Source organism: uncultured Parabacteroides sp., assembly GCF_947855115.1.
Classification (GTDB): Bacteria; Bacteroidota; Bacteroidia; order Bacteroidales; family Tannerellaceae; genus Parabacteroides.
The window spans coordinates 14,983-31,470 of sequence record NZ_CANTZW010000021.1 but is presented as its reverse complement, the minus strand read 5'-3'; the positions used below and the strand labels follow the sequence as shown (position 1 = coordinate 31,470).

General features: G+C 46.6%; 11 protein-coding genes. 5 read left to right on the top strand and 6 right to left on the bottom strand.

Annotated elements, in window-relative coordinates; translation table 11 throughout:
* Positions 1 to 81: 81 nt before the first annotated feature.
* Complete coding sequence (locus Q0110_RS12830; protein ID WP_297906917.1) at positions 82 to 2,511, bottom strand: glycoside hydrolase family 95 protein; 2,430 nt, start codon at positions 2,509 to 2,511, stop codon at positions 82 to 84.
* 152 nt (positions 2,512 to 2,663) lie between these two features.
* Complete coding sequence (locus tag Q0110_RS12825) at positions 2,664 to 4,511, bottom strand: ABC transporter ATP-binding protein (RefSeq protein ID WP_297906914.1); 1,848 nt, start codon at positions 4,509 to 4,511, stop codon at positions 2,664 to 2,666.
* Positions 4,512 to 4,640: 129 nt separating this feature from the next.
* Between Q0110_RS12825 and Q0110_RS12820 the strand changes: the two genes are divergently transcribed.
* The 3 genes from Q0110_RS12820 to Q0110_RS12810 are packed head-to-tail and all read left to right on the top strand — an operon-like array spanning position 4,641 to position 8,391.
* The gene (locus tag Q0110_RS12820; protein WP_297906911.1) at positions 4,641 to 5,474 is read left to right on the top strand and encodes a radical SAM-associated putative lipoprotein; all 834 of its coding nucleotides are present in this window, start codon (positions 4,641 to 4,643) and stop codon (positions 5,472 to 5,474) included.
* A gap of 15 nt (positions 5,475 to 5,489) precedes the next feature.
* Positions 5,490 to 6,566, top strand: coding sequence for a TIGR04133 family radical SAM/SPASM protein (locus tag Q0110_RS12815; RefSeq protein ID WP_297906908.1), 1,077 nt, complete (start codon positions 5,490 to 5,492; stop codon positions 6,564 to 6,566).
* Between the two features lie 49 nt (positions 6,567 to 6,615).
* Complete coding sequence (locus Q0110_RS12810; protein WP_297906905.1) at positions 6,616 to 8,391, top strand: glycoside hydrolase domain-containing protein; 1,776 nt, start codon at positions 6,616 to 6,618, stop codon at positions 8,389 to 8,391.
* A 135-nt stretch (positions 8,392 to 8,526) separates the two neighbouring features.
* Here Q0110_RS12810 and topA read toward each other — a convergent pair whose 3' ends face one another.
* Positions 8,527 to 10,875, bottom strand: a complete 2,349-nt coding sequence (gene topA / locus Q0110_RS12805; protein ID WP_297906902.1) for a type I DNA topoisomerase — start codon at positions 10,873 to 10,875, stop codon at positions 8,527 to 8,529.
* 170 nt (positions 10,876 to 11,045) lie between these two features.
* On the opposite strand from topA, the gene Q0110_RS12800 reads away from it, so the two are divergent.
* A complete protein-coding gene (locus Q0110_RS12800) occupies positions 11,046 to 11,309 on the top strand; it encodes a tetratricopeptide repeat protein (RefSeq protein ID WP_297906899.1) in 264 nt (87 codons plus the stop codon).
* A gap of 5 nt (positions 11,310 to 11,314) precedes the next feature.
* On the top strand, positions 11,315 to 13,303 hold the full coding sequence (locus Q0110_RS12795) for an SUMF1/EgtB/PvdO family nonheme iron enzyme (protein WP_297906896.1): 1,989 nt from the start codon (positions 11,315 to 11,317) through the stop codon (positions 13,301 to 13,303).
* Positions 13,304 to 13,321: 18 nt separating this feature from the next.
* On the opposite strand, the gene Q0110_RS12790 is transcribed toward Q0110_RS12795, so the two are convergent.
* From Q0110_RS12790 to Q0110_RS12780, 3 genes are read right to left on the bottom strand one after another with little or no spacing between them, the layout of a single operon-like run.
* Positions 13,322 to 14,485 carry a SpoIIE family protein phosphatase gene (locus Q0110_RS12790; RefSeq protein ID WP_297906893.1) on the bottom strand — a complete coding sequence of 388 codons (1,164 nt, stop codon included), beginning with the start codon at positions 14,483 to 14,485 and terminating at the stop codon, positions 13,322 to 13,324.
* A gap of 11 nt (positions 14,486 to 14,496) precedes the next feature.
* Positions 14,497 to 15,348 (bottom strand): ATP-binding protein, encoded by an 852-nt coding sequence (locus Q0110_RS12785; RefSeq protein WP_297906890.1) that lies wholly within the window; start codon positions 15,346 to 15,348, stop codon positions 14,497 to 14,499.
* A gap of 2 nt (positions 15,349 to 15,350) precedes the next feature.
* The gene (locus tag Q0110_RS12780) at positions 15,351 to 16,481 is read right to left on the bottom strand and encodes a HAMP domain-containing sensor histidine kinase (protein ID WP_297906887.1); all 1,131 of its coding nucleotides are present in this window, start codon (positions 16,479 to 16,481) and stop codon (positions 15,351 to 15,353) included.
* Between the last annotated feature and the right edge of the window lie 7 nt (positions 16,482 to 16,488).

Sequence of the window (16,488 nt, the reverse complement as noted above, 5' to 3'; positions counted from 1 at the left end):
TCAGAATGGTAACTTAGAATACTATCAGACGATGGGAGACGCAGCACGCTGCGTCTCTACAACAAATCCAGATAAAATTAGCTAGAATTGTAACACAATCTCTTCCCCTTGCAGCAAGTCTACCGTTACTATTCCATCGACTACAGGTAGGGAAACCGGCTTTTGGTTCTTTTTGAGGCTCATGTTCGCGGAATTCGCCGGAAGCTTGATCTGGAAAGAACCGGGAACGATCGCTTTCAATCGGGCTTCTGTCAATAGCCCTTCTGCCCATTTAGCGGAAACGATTCCTCCGTTCCGGACTTTCAAACCGCTATAGCTTCCGTTTTTCCAAGCGGAAGGCAAAGCAGGTAAGAACTCAATCAATCCGGATTGACTCTGTATTAACATCTCCGCGATACCGGCTGTTCCCCCGAAGTTCCCGTCGATCTGGAAAGGAGGATGAGCACAAAATAAATTCGGATAAGAACCTCCTCCTTTAACTTCCTTCGTCCGTTCATCTACGCATGGGCGCAACAAATCACCCAGTAATTTATAAGCGTGATCACCATCATGCAAACGTGCCCAAAAATTAATTTTCCAAGCCATAGACCAACCCGTGCTTTGATCGCCACGAACCTCCAAGGATTTACGAGCAGCCTCTGCCAACTCCGGCGTATGCTCCACCGAGATCTCATTACCGGGATAAAGCCCATACAAATGGGAGACATGGCGATGGGTAGGTTCTACCTCCTCATACGCCTCAAGCCATTCCATGATACGCCCGTCTTTACCAACAGTCGTAGGCATCAAGCGATCTCGTTTCTCAGTCAGTTCTTTTGCGAATGCGCTATCCACGCCTAAAATTCCAGCGGCCTCTATCGTATTCGTAAACAATTCACGCAAAATCTGATTGTCCATTGTCGATCCGGCGCAAATACTTACGACATTACCGTTTGGCATCTTATAGCCATTCTCCGGAGAGGTCGTGGGAGCTGTCACCAAATATTTGGTTCGGGGATCTTGTACCAACATATCCACAAAGAACAAGGCAGCCCCTTTCATCGTCGGATAAACCTCTTTTAAATACTCTTTATCCAACGTATATTGATAATGCGTATACAAATGCTCGCACAGCCATGCGGCAGAAGTATTCGTGGCTCCCCACGACGGATGTTCGCCCGGAGCGGTAAAATTCCAGACATTACCTAAAATATGCGTTACCCACCCCCGTGCGTTATAGAAAGCTTTAGCCGTGCGTTCCCCGCTAGGCACTTGTTGCTTTGTCCATTCGATCAACGGAAGATGCAACTCGGAGAGATTCGCCACCTCCGCAGGCCAATGATTCATCTGCAAATTGATATTCAAATGGTAATCCCCATTCCAAGGCGTATGGATCGTATTACACCACAATCCCTGCAAATTCGGAGGAAGTAATCCTTGCCGGGTCGAAGAAATCAGCAAATACCGGCCGAACTGAAAGTACAAGGCCGCCAAGCCCGGGTCATTCTTATCCTGTGCGAAAGCAGCCAGGCGCTCATTGATCGGAAGGTTATCCCGCTCGCTCCTTCCCAGATCCAAAGAGACCCGATCAAACAAGGAACGATAGGCAAGCGTATGTTCCCGGCGTAATGTGGGGAAATCCTTGGATTCCGCTTGCGATAACTGTTTTTTCAATTGTTCGTCGATATCGTCTTTATCGAAATAATCGGTTCCCAAACTTACCAGAACGATCGCTTCCGAAGCCCTTTGTACCGACAGGCTACTATCCGTAGTCGATAAATCGCCACCTTTTGGCAAGACCACACGGACACGAGAGGCGAAACGCATCCCTTTCATCTCCAGCGTATCCACCCCGTCCGGCAATTGTCCCTGCAACAGCAGGTCTTTTCCATCCAAAGAGACCGAGGCATGCTCCGGACGATTCATGCCCAATGAAAAACTCAAGGCACGATCCGCATCTGCCATCAGATGGATGACTCCAAGATCCCCGGAAAAGGAGGTAAACATTTCCCGCAGATAATTTACATCTCCCCTTTTAAAAGAGACCGAAGCGATAGCTTCACTCAAGTTCAACATCCTACGATATCCTGCGATAGAATCCGAAGTGTTCGGATACGTATATTTCAATACCAGATTCCCGAATAATTGGTAACTGCCATATGGAGCATCCGCTCCGTCACCCAAGTTACTTCCGGCCCCTTTACAAATGAAGGTCTTGTACATCAAATCCTGCGCCTCATCATTCCGTCCCTCGAATAAAAGACGACGAATATTCGCCAAGGAATAATAAGCGTATGGGTTGTCCGTATCTTGCTTACTCCCGGACCATAGGGAAATCTCGTTCAAAACCACGTTCTCCCGTTCGATACCGCCATCCGGCATCATACCGATACGACCATTCCCTAAAGGCAAAGTCTCTTCCCAGATATGTGCGGGTTGGTCAAAATAATAAAACTCTTTCTTCCCCGTTTTCATATCCGGCAAATTGCAACCGAAAAGGAACGATAATAAAATCAAACAAATTCCTTTCATATTCATACGATTATTCCTTAGTTATATTGTTTTCCCATCAAAGGCCCAAAGAGGCGCTTCACCACAATCAGAGGTACAGTTGTACCGCAGCGCCGATGCTGTATTTCCGCAAAGCTTTTAAGATGTCACCGCAAGGCCGTTGCGGTGACATCTTAAAAGCTTTGCATGTCACAAAGTCGTTTATAATAACCGTCCAAGGCCAGCAACTCCTCGTGCTTGCCTCGTTCTACGATTTCTCCCTCATGCATCACACAAATCTCATCTGCGTTGCGGATCGTAGAAAGGCGGTGGGCGATCACCACTGTCGTACGGTTCTTCATCAAGTTCTCCAAAGCTTCTTGTACCAAGCGTTCAGATTCCGTATCCAAAGCGGATGTGGCCTCATCTAAGATCAAAATCGGGGGATTCTTTAAGATCGCACGGGCGATACTGATCCGCTGACGTTGCCCGCCGGATAGTTTTCCTCCCCGGTCGCCGATATTGGTATCGTAACCTTTCTCGCTCGCCATAATAAAATCGTGGGCGTTGGCAATACGTGCGGCTTCCTCTACCTGCTCCATCGTGGCTCCTTCCACTCCAAAGGCGATATTATTGAAAAATGTATCGTTAAACAAGATAGCCTCTTGGTTGACATTCCCCATCAATCCCCTAAGATCGAATAGGGTAGCCTCCCGGATATCCGTATCATCGATACGGATACTTCCTTTATTCACATCGTAAAAACGAGGTAATAAATCCACCAACGTACTTTTACCCGAACCGGATTGACCGACTAAAGCTACGGTCGTTCCTTTACGGATCTCCAGATTGATCCCTTTCAATACCCAAGCTTCCTGATATTTAAACCAAACATCCTGATAACTGATTTTCTCTTTCAAGGAAATCTCTCTCGGACGTTCCGGATCATGGATATCCGTCTCCGCTTTCAATATCTTATCGACACGTTCCATGGAGGCCAGACCTTTCTGGATCGCATACACCGACTTACTCAAATCTTTCGCAGGATTTATGATACTGTAGAAGATTACCAGATAATAAATAAACGTAGGAGCGTCGATCGGGCTATCCGCGCTCAAGATCAGCGTGCCTCCATACCAAAGTACGATGGCGATCGTAACGGTCCCCAAAAACTCACTCATCGGGTGCGCCATTTGCTGGCGACGATAAATCCGGTTTGTCAGCCGACGGAAAGTCTCGTTACTCCGTTCAAAGCGGTTTTGTATCTTTTTCTCGGCGTTAAAAGCCTTGATAATCCGAAGCCCACCCAATGTCTCCTCGATCTGGCTCATAAGGAATCCCCATTGTTGCTGCCCTTCCAAGGATTTTCGCTTCAATTTCTTGCCGACCTGTCCCATCACGTAGCCCGCCAGCGGCAGCAAGATCAAGACAAATACGGTAAGCTGCCAACTGATCGCAATCATACCCACTAAATAGATCAAGATCAGTATCGGGTTCTTGAATAACATATCCAACGAACTCATGATGGAAGTCTCTATCTCGTTCACGTCTCCGGAAACACGGGCGATAATATCCCCTTTTCGTTCCTCGGAGAAAAAGCTTAACGGCAACTGCGTAATCTTCCTGTTTATCTGGTTACGGATATCGCGAACGACTCCGGTACGTATCGGAATCATCGTATAAAAAGCCAGATACATCGTGGCTACTTTCATGAAGGTGGCCACGATCAAGAAAATACCCAGCATAATCAAGGCAAAAGAACCTCCATGTATCTCTATTATATCGGATACGTACCAAAAAAAGTTATTCTTGATCAGTTCCGGCAAAGCCTTCCATGATTCCCAGCTCCCCGCGTTAAAGTTCCAGTCCATAAAGGTGTAATCACCCTCATTGATCTTGAACAATATCTGAAGGATCGGGATAATTAAGGCGAAAGAAAACAAGTTTAAGATAGCGGAAAGAACATTGAACACGATGTTCAGAGCCATATACTTTTTGTAAGGGGGAACGAAACGTTTTAAAATACGTATGAAATCTCTCATAAATTGATCTGTTACATTGAAGTGGCAAAGATACAAAAAGTCATCGCATTTTCTTACGCATTCGCATGCAACTATTTCGTTGCCCCATTCATCAAGTAATTAGAATCGTAAATAAAAATAATTCGCGTTATGAAAAGGATGCACTTGAAATTGTTGAAAAAAGCCAATTATATATTGGCGAGTTTATTAATGCTTTTAGGTTTCTCTTGTTCCAATGAAGAAGGAGGGGGTAGTTGCGAATACGGAACTCCCTATGCCAACTTTCAGATAAAAGGAAAGGTCGTGGATACAAACGAGAACCCGATACCTAATGCTCAAATACGTATCAACCAGAACGACGCAGACGTTTATTCTTACGGATGGTTACATACCGATACCATAAAAACCGATGCTAACGGAGAATTCGAGTGGAAGAAAAGCGACTTCCCGATCTTGAGATACCGATTGATCACGGAAGATATCGATGACGAGAAGAACGGGGGACAATTCGCTTCCGATACGACCCAAGTAACTTTCGGTAGCGAAGAATTTACCGGAGGCGATAACTGGTACGCAGGTAGCGCTTCCAAAGAAATCAAGATCACGCTTAAGAAATATGTAGATACACATACGGAACCTTACGCATTATACACAATTTACGGTAAGGTAACAGACGAGGATGGTTACCCGATGGCCGGAGTAGCTATCCTGACCTCACCGGCCTACACCCCCAACCAAGAGAATGACCCGTTTAGTTTTCCCGCAATCACGGATGAGACTGGGCGGTACCAATTCACCTATGATAAAGCTACCGCCACCGAACATACCATCTACACAAAATTATCTTCCTACTGGAATGACCCAAATACTTGCAAAACTGATTCGATTATCGTAAATTTCGCCGAAATTGAACTATCTGGCGGGAAAGGGATGTTAATCGGTAAAGGCTCAAAAGAAATCAACTTCCAGCTAACATGCAGGTAATATTGAAAATATAATATGGACAAACGCCCAAACATCAAAAAACGTATCGCCCTTGAGCTTTTTCGAAGTATCAAGAAGAACAGGGCCAAATTACATGAATTGCGTACGCTCTTTTGGGAGTGTACGCTTCGTTGTAATGTATCTTGCCGCCATTGCGGAAGCGACTGCCATGTCTCGGCCGCAGTACCGGATATGCCTATCGAGGATTTCCTAAAAGTCGTAGACGATATCACACCTTATGTGGAGCCCAACAAAGTGCTCGTTATCTTTACCGGAGGAGAGGCGCTGGTGCGTAAGGATATCGAGAAATGCGGATTGGAATTGTACCGCAGGGGGTATCCTTGGGGGATCGTATCCAACGGTTACCTGATGACCCGGGAACGGCTAGATTCACTCTTGGCTTCCGGGTTGCATTCCGCGACTATCAGTCTGGATGGTTTCGAAGAGGCGCATAACTGGCTCCGCCGTAATCCAAAAAGTTTCGAGAAGGCTGTGAATGCCATTTGCATGTTGGCCGAGGAAAAGGATATCATCTGGGATGTGGTGACTTGTGTAAACCAACGTAACATCAAGGATTTGATGCTCTTCAAGGACTTCTTGATCGAGATGGGCGCAAAACGGTGGCGCATCTTTACAATTTTCCCCGTCGGACGTGCCGCGACCGATAAGGATTTGCAACTGACAAACGAGCAGTTCACATGGGTCATGAATTTTATCCGTTTCTGCCGGAAAGAGGGTAAAATCCACACAAGCTACGGCTGTGAAGGTTTTCTCGGGAATTATGAGGCAGAGGTGAGAGACTCGATCTTCCAATGCAACGCTGGTATCAACACGGCTTCTGTCCTAGCGGATGGTACTATCTCCGGTTGCCCCAGCATACGGGCGAATTTCCATCAAGGAAACATCTATAAAGATAAATTCATCGATATCTGGAATAATAAATTCAAGCCATACCGAGACCGTAGCTGGACAAAGAAAGGTGAATGCGCCAATTGCGATATGTTCCGTTATTGTGAAGGCAACGGTATGCACTTATACGATGACGAAGGCAATTTACTTGTATGCCACTACAAAAGGTTAGTTGATAGTTGACAACTAATTCCTATCTTTGTCTAGTTAATATTCTAAAATAAGTAATCGTATGAAAAACACTTTCATCCTTTGTGTCTTTCTGGCACTAAGTTCTTTTACCGTAGCCCAGCAATCCGATAAGTATCCGCTTGGCGATTATACGGAACTGACTGATACGAAACCACATGACAGCGATGAGGTCTGGGACAAGTTATCGACCCCTACCCAATTAAGTTGGGGTACGACCGATATACGGTATCCGAAGCTTAGTATCCCCGATGTCAAGAAAAGCAATCGCTGGCAGGCTAAAGCATGGAAAGGGGAGCGAGTAAACGCCCAAGCCGTGTTATGGACTAAGGCGGGGCTTGAGGATGCCTCCATCAGCGTAAGCGATCTAAAGAGCGGCTCTTCTGTCATCCCTTCCTCAGCGATCACGACCCATTTTGTCCGTTACGTCATGACCGATGAGCTGAATAAAGACCGTAAAGGCGGCTGTGGCCATCGTGAGAATAAAGCGGAATGGGATTCCTCGGTTGTCGCCGATGTCTTGGATATCGTAAAGATCCGTGATATCAAAGCACGTACTACCCAACCGATCTGGATGAATATTTGGGTTCCTCAATCGGCTAAAGCCGGCAAATATAAAGGAACATTGACCGTCACGGGAAAAGACACCTCCCCCATGGAGTTACAGATAGAAGTAGACGTATTGAACCGCACGCTTCCCGCCCCGAAAGACTGGGCTTTTCATTTGGATTTATGGCAGAACCCATATGCCGTGGCCCGCTATTACCAAGTTCCTCTTTGGAGTAAAGAGCATTTTGACGCGATGCGACCGATAATGAAGATGTTGGCAAATGCCGGACAACGCTCTATCACGACCAGTATCATGCACAAGCCTTGGGCCGGACAAACGGAAGATCATTTCGACAGCATGATTACCCGAATCAAGAGAATAGACGGCACTTGGAAATATGACTACGCCGTATTCGACAAATGGGTGGAGTTTATGATGAATGAGATCGGTATCGATGATATGATCAGTTGCTATACCATGATCCCTTGGGCTTTATCTTTCGATTATTACGACGAGGCGACCAACCGGGTACAATTCCTCAACACAAAACCAGGCGATGCTGCTTACGCAGACTATTGGGGTACTTTCCTGAAAGACTTCTCCCGTCACCTCCGGCAAAAAGGCTGGTTCGAGAAAACCGCCATCTCTATGGACGAACGCCCTATGGAGGCGATGCGTGAGGCGATCAAGGTTATCAAGCAAGCCGATCCGGAATTCAAGATCACGCTGGCCGGAAATTATCATCCGGAAATCCAATCAGACTTATACTATTTAAGTATCCCTTACGGACATAAATTTCCTGAAGACGTAAAAGCCGCCCGGGATAAAGCGGGGCAGATCAGTACCGTTTATACCTGTTGCTCGGAAGCGTTCCCGAACACCTTCACTTTCTCCGATCCGGCTGAAGCGGCGTGGACAGTCTTGCATGCCGTAGCCGGTGGTTACGATGGTTATCTACGCTGGGCTGTTAATAGCTGGACCGCCGATCCTCTCCGCGATTCACGTTTCCGGACTTGGGCGGCTGGCGATACATACAGTATTTATCCCGGCCCGCGCAGCAGTATCCGCTTCGAGCGTCTGATCGAGGGTATACAAGATTGCGAGAAAATCCGTATCCTCCGGAAAGAGCTGACCGAGAAAGGCGCTAAGGGCAAGCTTGAGAAACTGAACAAAACCGTTGCCAAGATCACCCCGGAAGGTTTGTCTGAGACACAAGAATCCGCCACGCAGATGGTCAATGAGATTCACAAGTTATTGAACTCTTTATAAATAAACCGGACACAGGTAACACAAGATCTCTTTCCATACCTTGTGTTACCTGTGTCCTCCTTCCCTAAGTATATAACTAAACGTTTGATTTCATCAAGAAACGAAACCCTTATCGCCGATACCTTACACTTATAATCAAGCCTTTTTTCTTGTCGTTCGTTTTTTCGCGGTTGTTGCCTTTCCATCCGCATCAGCGATAATCTTCTGGCATTCCTCCAAGGTCAGATTATCCGGTTTCTCTATAGTCTTCGGTATTCTGTAATTCTTCTTCTTATAAGAGATATAAGGACCGAATCGACCATTTAAGATCTCTAATTCCGGTTCCTCATCAAATCCCCGGATAAATCGCTGTTCATCCTTCTGTTTCTTTGCCTTGATCAACTCGATAGCCTCATCCGCAGTTATCGTCAGAGGATTCAAGTTCTTCGGGATGGAAACAAACTTTCCATCATGACGGATAAACGGACCAAAACGACCGACAGCGGCAACCATCACCTTGCCTTCATATTCACCGATCGTACGCGGCAAATCAAACAATTTCAAAGCCTCCTCCAAGGTAATCGTCTCAATAGACTGTCCTTTCATCAAAGTCGCGAACTGAGGCTTAGGAGCCTCTTTGTCCTCCGGATGCGCTTGTCCGATCTGTACGACCGGGCCATAACGACCGATCTTCACGAAAACAGGATTACCGCTTTTCGGATCGATACCCAACTCACGCTCACCTACTTTATGCTCCGTACGGACAGAGGCCGCCGCTTCCACGATCGGATGGAATAGCTTATAGAATTTATCGATCGCATCCGTCCATACCATCTCGCCTTCCGCTACGGCATCGAACTCTTTCTCTACGCTTGCCGTGAAATTATAATCCATAACCCCCGGGAAATATTCCATCAAGAAATCATTCACGACCGTACCTATATCAGTAGGCATCAACTTATTCCGGTCTGCCCCCACGATCTCGGTTTTCTGGATTTCCTTGATCGTCCCCTGAGCCAAGGTTATGATATTATAAGAACGTTCTATTCCTTCCCGATCCCCCTTCACGACATACTCGCGGTTCTGAATCGTCTGGATCGTAGGCGCATAGGTAGAAGGACGACCGATACCCAGTTCCTCCAAACGGCGTACCAAACTAGCTTCCGTATAACGGGGAGGACGTTGCGTGAAACGCTCGGTCGCAACGATATCCTTCATCTCCAGCACCTCATTCAAAACCACAGGAGGAAGCAAACCGTTTTCTTGTTCCTTCTCATTCTCTTCATCAAAACTCTCACGGTATACCTGAAGGAAACCATCGAAAGTAATGACCTCGCCCGTAGCTATGAATTTCTCTTTCTTACCGCCAATACCCACAGAGATAGTCGTACGTTCCAACTCGGCATCTGCCATCTGGCAGGCTATCGTACGTTTACGGATCAAATCGTATAATTTCTTTTCTTGGGCAGTACCGGTTATTTCATCATTACTGATATAGGTAGGGCGAATCGCCTCGTGTGCCTCCTGCGCTCCCTTGCTCTTGGTATGATATTGACGGAATTTATAATATTTCTCGCCGTAGGTATCCAAGATAGTCTCTTTAGCCGTACCCAATGCCAGATCGCTTAAGTTCACGGAGTCGGTACGCATATACGTGATCAACCCGGACTCATACAGGCGCTGGGCGATCATCATGGTCTGGGAAACCGAATAGCCCAGCTTGCGGGCAGCCTCTTGCTGCAAGGTAGATGTAGTAAAAGGAGGAGCCGGTGTCTTACGCACCGGTTTTTTCGAGATATCATCAATCACGAAGGAAGCATCCTTGCAAGATTCAAGGAATGCCTCAACCTCTTTCTTATCTTTTAAACGACGGTTTAATTCGGTCTTAAGGATTGTCGTGCCATCCGGCAAGACAAAACTAGCGATCACACGGTAAGCGGCTTCCGAGACAAACTCATTGATTTCCCGCTCCCGCTCCACGATTAAACGTACGGCGACAGATTGTACACGTCCCGCAGATAAAGCAGGTTTCACCTTACGCCATAAGATCGGAGATAACTCGAAACCCACGATACGGTCTAAGACACGGCGAGCCTGCTGCGCATTTACCAAATCAATATTAATGTCTCTCGGAGTCTCAATCGCATGTAATATGGCGTTCTTGGTAATTTCATGGAAAACAATTCGTTTAGTATTCTCAGGCTTCAGCCCCAATACCTCATATAGATGCCAAGATATGGCCTCCCCCTCGCGGTCCTCATCGGAAGCCAACCAAACCTGCTCGGCTTTTTTCGCTTCGTTTTTCAGTTCGGTCACGAGCTTCTTCTTATCAGCGGGAATTACATATTCCGGGGCGTAATTGTGTTCGAGATCTATACTAAAATCTTTCGTCTTCAAGTCGCGGATATGGCCGTAGCTAGACATAACCTTATAGTCCTTCCCTAGGAACTTCTCGATGGTTTTCGCTTTGGCGGGTGACTCCACTATTACCAGGTTCTTTTGCATATCTAATTTTTGCTTGTTTGCTTGTTAGAAATCGAGTGCAAACATACATAAATAATTAACGTAACAGTACATCGTCTGTAAAAAAACCGCTTTTTAACTACATTATAATAGCAAAGATACATTTCTGTTATACCTTTGTAGAACAAAAAATAAAATAATTATTCAAAAATATGGAAGAAATAAAGCGACTTATTTCAGATAACAAATCAGAGGAAGCGATCCGACTTTTGAATGAATACCTCCAGAAACAACCGAAATCCGACGAGGCCTGGTTTCTTCTCGGGAAAGTATATTATAAGCTAGGTAATGTGCGCCTAGCCCTCAACAGTTACCTGCAGGCCATAGAGATCAATCCGGAAAGCCCGGCACGAGAAGCTTACAATATGGCAATTAAGGTATTGGATTTTTATAATAAAGATATGTATAACCATTGAACTATATGAGAAGGTTTCTATTTATTTCAGTTTTGACTAGCGCCTGTTTTTGCGGAATATACGCGCAACACCCCACTATCCCTTTGGTCGATATACCAGCGGGAAGTTTTTACATGGGCGGGGAAGGGCTCGGAGAAGATTCCGACGAGGCCCCGGTACATAAGGTAACTTTTACCCAGCCATTCCGGATGGGACAAACAGAGGTAACCAACGCTCAATTCGAATTATTCCGACCCGAGCACAAGGCCTTGCGGGGTAAAAACGGCTTATCTAAAGAAGATGATGAAGCCGTGGTCTACGTCAGTTACCATGATGCGATCGCTTTCTGTGAATGGCTCAGCCAAAAAGAGGGAAAAACTTACCGGCTTCCAACCGAGGCCGAATGGGAATATGCTTGCAGGGCCGGTACCTATTACGCTTTTCATACGGGTGACGGCCTGCCCGGAGACTATCACAAAAATCAAAAAAATGTACGCAATTACGCACCCGTTTCTTTAAAAGTAGGGCAAACTCCAGCCAATGCTTTCGGATTATACGATATGCATGGAAATGTGGAAGAATGGTGCTTGGATTGGTACGGCCCCTACAGGCAGGAAGATCAAACAGACCCTTGCGGATATAAGAACGGAGACTTCCGAGTGACTCGGGGAGGTAGCCACAATACACCAGAGAAATACCTAAGAAGTGGAAACCGTATGGCCATGATACCGGAAGATAAGCATGCCTTAACCGGTTTTCGTGTCGTACAAGCTGATTATCCACCGGAACCTTCATACCTCAATAAAGCATCTCATTTAAACGCCACCAATGTGAAACAAGAGAAATTCCACTGGCGAGACGCTGAAAATAGTCCCTTGTTTATACCACCCCGCGTTTATGTGATACCTCCGGATTGCTCCTCCAACGAACCTTTCTTCAAACATAACCACCAACCAGCCATCACTTGGTGCGACAACGGAGATCTATTGGCAAGTTGGTTCTCTGCCGACGAGGAGAATGGCCGCGGGATGGTAGTCCTTGCCTCCCGCCTACGGGCAGGAAGCGACGAATGGGAAAAAGCCTCTTTGTTCTTTAAAGTCCCCGATCGCAATATGACAGGATTAGCTCTTTTCAACGACGGTGCCGGAACCCTCTATCACATCAACGGCGTAGAAGCCGCCGGAGACTGGCAAAACCTAATCATGGTACAGCGTACCAGTACGGACAACGGACAAACCTGGTCTGCCCCCAAGATCATAGCGCCGGAGCACACCAAACGCCACCAGGTTATCGCCGGAACCATCCAGACCCGCGAAGGTTGGTTTATCCAAGCCTGTGACGCCGGTCCGGGTAGCCATGACGGTGCGGCGATCCACATCAGCAAGGATCATGGCAAGACTTGGATAGATCCTTGGGACGGAGCGCCTTTACCCGATTTTAAGGAAGGGGGTACCGGAAGTACGATCGCCGGAATCCATGCCGGAATCGTCCAGTTGAAAGATGGAAGCCTTATGGCACTGGGACGTGGAAATAGTATCAAGAATAAAGAAGGGCAACTCCGCATGCCCATGAGCATATCCAAGGATTGGGGTAAGACATGGACTTATTTCGCCTCAGAGCTTCCTCCGATCGACGGAGGCCAAAGATTGGTTTTATTACGATTGCAGGAGGGGCCTTTGTTATTAATCTCATTCACCGACCACCCGTTAAGGACACCGGAAAACGAACGAGGCCTTATCTTCCCTGATAAAGATGGGAACTCATACCGAGGTTTCGGGTTATATGCGGCTCTTTCTTATGATGAAGGGAAAACTTGGCCCGTAAAAAAATTAATGACGGATGGTGTTCATCGATTCCTAAATGGCGGCGCATGGACTCAATTCTTCGAGATGGACAAAACGCACGCGGAACCAAGAGGTTATATGGCTGCCACTCAAAGCCCGGATCATATGATCCATCTGGTAAGCAGCCGTCTATATTACAAGTTCAACCTTGCATGGCTGGAAGATCGATAGATCTTCCAGCTTATGGTCTTACCCTTTATAAGTCAGTGCCAACATCGTGATATCATCACTCTGCGTCGCCCCGTCTACGAAAGACCGGACAGACTCGGATATCCCCTCAATCATAGACCACGGGGATTGGCCTCTTACGGAGCAACATGCCTCTACCAAACGGATGTCCCCATATTGCTCGTTTCTCGGGTTCATCGCCTCGCTGATCCCATCCGTATAAAGGAACAAGCTATCGCCCGCCTCCAACCTCAAGGATTGCTCTTTATAGATTAATCCCGGCACGACCCCTAAAGCCATATCGCCGGTCATCGGCAAAAGAGAAACCTTATCGTTCTTACGGATCCAAACCGGACGGTTATGTCCTCCATTGCAATAAACCACATCGCCGGTATGGATATTCAGGATCGCATAAAAAGTAGTGACAAACATCCCGTTGACACTCTCACGACACAACAAATCATTCGATTCCTTCATGCAAACCGCCGGGGAAAGCTGCCTGAGTGCCGTGGCACGGATTACCGTACGGCTAATCGCCATAAAAATAGCGGCAGGAATCCCTTTGTCCGACACATCCGCGATCGTAAATCCCAGATGATTATCATCTACCAGGAAGAAATCATAGAAATCGCCTCCCACTGATTTAGCGGCGCTCATGGTCGCATAGAGATCGAATTGTTTATATTGCGGGAACGGGGGGAACTGCTTGGGCAAGATCGACTGCTGTATCTCGCGCGCCACATTCAAGTCGTACTGGATCTCCTCCAACTGATGATGTTCTTTCTGGGCTTCCTTGATAAAAGAGATTTGCTCGACCGCCTTCTCGATCGTACGTTCCAAATCTTCCATATCAATCGGCTTGGTGGCAAAATCGAAAGCCCCATGGTTCATGGCGGTACGAATATTCTCCATATCCCCATAAGCCGATACGATGATACATTTCAAGGCAGGGTTACGCATCTCGTTGATCTTCGTCAACAAAGTCAGGCCATCCATCTCCGGCATATTAATATCGCTCAATATGATATCAAAGTCCGGATGGTCTAACATCATCTTCAACGCTTCCAAACCATTATGGGCAAAAGAGAACTCATACTCTCCCTTACGGATCTTCCTGCGGAAATATTGGGTTAGCAACGCCTCCAGATCCTGTTCGTCGTCTACACTTAATATCTTGATAGCCATAATTCTTCTATTTATTTCGTTAATGGAATAAGGAATATGAAACGGGTAAACTCGCCTTCTTTCGATTCCACTTTTATCTTCCCGTCATGTTTCTCCTCTATAATAGTCCGGGTAATAGACAGCCCTAAACCTGTTCCCTCCCCTACTGGTTTGGTGGTAAAAAAAGCGGAGAATATCTGTTCCCGTATACTCTCCGGCATACCGATGCCGTTATCCTCGATACTTAATCTTAGATGATCCCCCTCCCTCCGTAAATCCACGGATATAACCGGTTCATATCCGATCGGCGAGAGCTTGGATTTACTATAGACCGCATAGCAAGCGTTATTCATGACATTCAATACCGCACGACTCAAATCTTGCGGGATCACCTTCAACGCCGGAAGTCCCTCCTCGTAATTCTCCCGGATCGCGATATTGAAACCTTTATAGTTCGCTCGCATCGAATGGTAAGCCAACCAAACGTATTCCTTCACCAGATTCTTGACATCCGTAGGGATATACTCGTCGTCCTTTCCTCTGGAATAAAGCAAGATCCCCCGGATGATGCTTGTCGCCCGGTTACCATGCTCCTCGATCTTTTTCAAGTTAGCATGTAAATCGCCCACGATCTCGCTAAACTCTTCGTGAAGAGCGGTAAGTTTCTCCCAAGATTCCGGCGGTAAGACATCTTTCTCTTCTTCCAATATATCCTCCAAATCATCTACGAGCTTAGAAGACAATTTACTGAAATTGATGACAAAGTTGAGCGGATTCTGAATCTCATGCGCGATCCCGGCACTCAACATACCTAAAGAAGATAATTTCTCTAAGTTCTTCACTTGCAAACGCAGCCGTTCTATTTCCTTACTCTGGTCTTCCATATCTATTCCTCCTCTTTAGGCGGTGTAACCGTTTTCGGTTGATACACCGGGATAGTAATTAGAAACTTGGTATATTCCCCTTTCTTACTCTCCACCTCGATAGTTCCCCGATGGTTCTGCACAATCTCACGGCATAGGTAAAGCCCTACACCAGCCGCTTCCCCGGTAGTCTTCGTCGTGAAGAAAGGAGCGAATATCTTGTCTTTTATATTCTCGTCGATACCAGACCCGTTATCACGGATCGTTATTTCCAGCATATCCTTATTGACTTTCAAGCCAAGGAAAATCTCCGGGCTAAAAGTCACGGTTTCTGATTTCTTCAACAAGGCATACATGGAATTCTTCAACATCCCGGTCAAGACCTTGCTGAATTGCTCCACGTTCACTTCCATCATCAAAGACAACGTCAGGTTATCGAAAATAATCCGGATATTTTTCTCCCGGATATCCTGCTCATAGGTCTTCTTCAATTTATCCAAGGCGACCCGGCATAATCCGTTGATATTGGTAAGCGTAAGATTACCCCTCCGGTCTTTCAGCAATTCCTCCATCGCCTTAACGATACGCACCGTATTGAAACCATGCTCGGAGATCTTCTCCAAATTACCGGTCATCATATTCAGCAAATCCACGGAGTCATCGTATACCTCCGGTTTCAGGTTCTCTTTCTGGCTATCCAGATTTTCCCGGAGATCCTTGGCCAAGCCCGATGTCAGATTAGCGAAGTTATTGATATAATTCAGCGGATTCAAGATACGGTCTACCAAACCTTGAGTCAACTGTCCTATGGTAGCCATCCGTTCCTTACGGACCAGCTCGTCTTGCGCCTCGCCCAAGGCTTTCAAGGCTGCCGCCAACTTCTCGGACTCCTCTTGGATCGCGTCTTTCTCCGAACGGATCTCCTGCGTGCGTTCCTCTACCTCTTTTACCAAATACTCCTTTTGCCTCAGCTTCCGCTTAAAAATGAATTTACCTATCTGGCAGATCAAGATAAGGCAGATCAACCAGATCCATTCATTATGACCGAACTTCACAGATACACAGATACCCACCAAGCTAGCCAACGTTACCCGCTCGCATAGCTTGATCCGGCTCTTTAGTTTATCGATCTCGATATGTAAATCCTGTATCATGAAGACC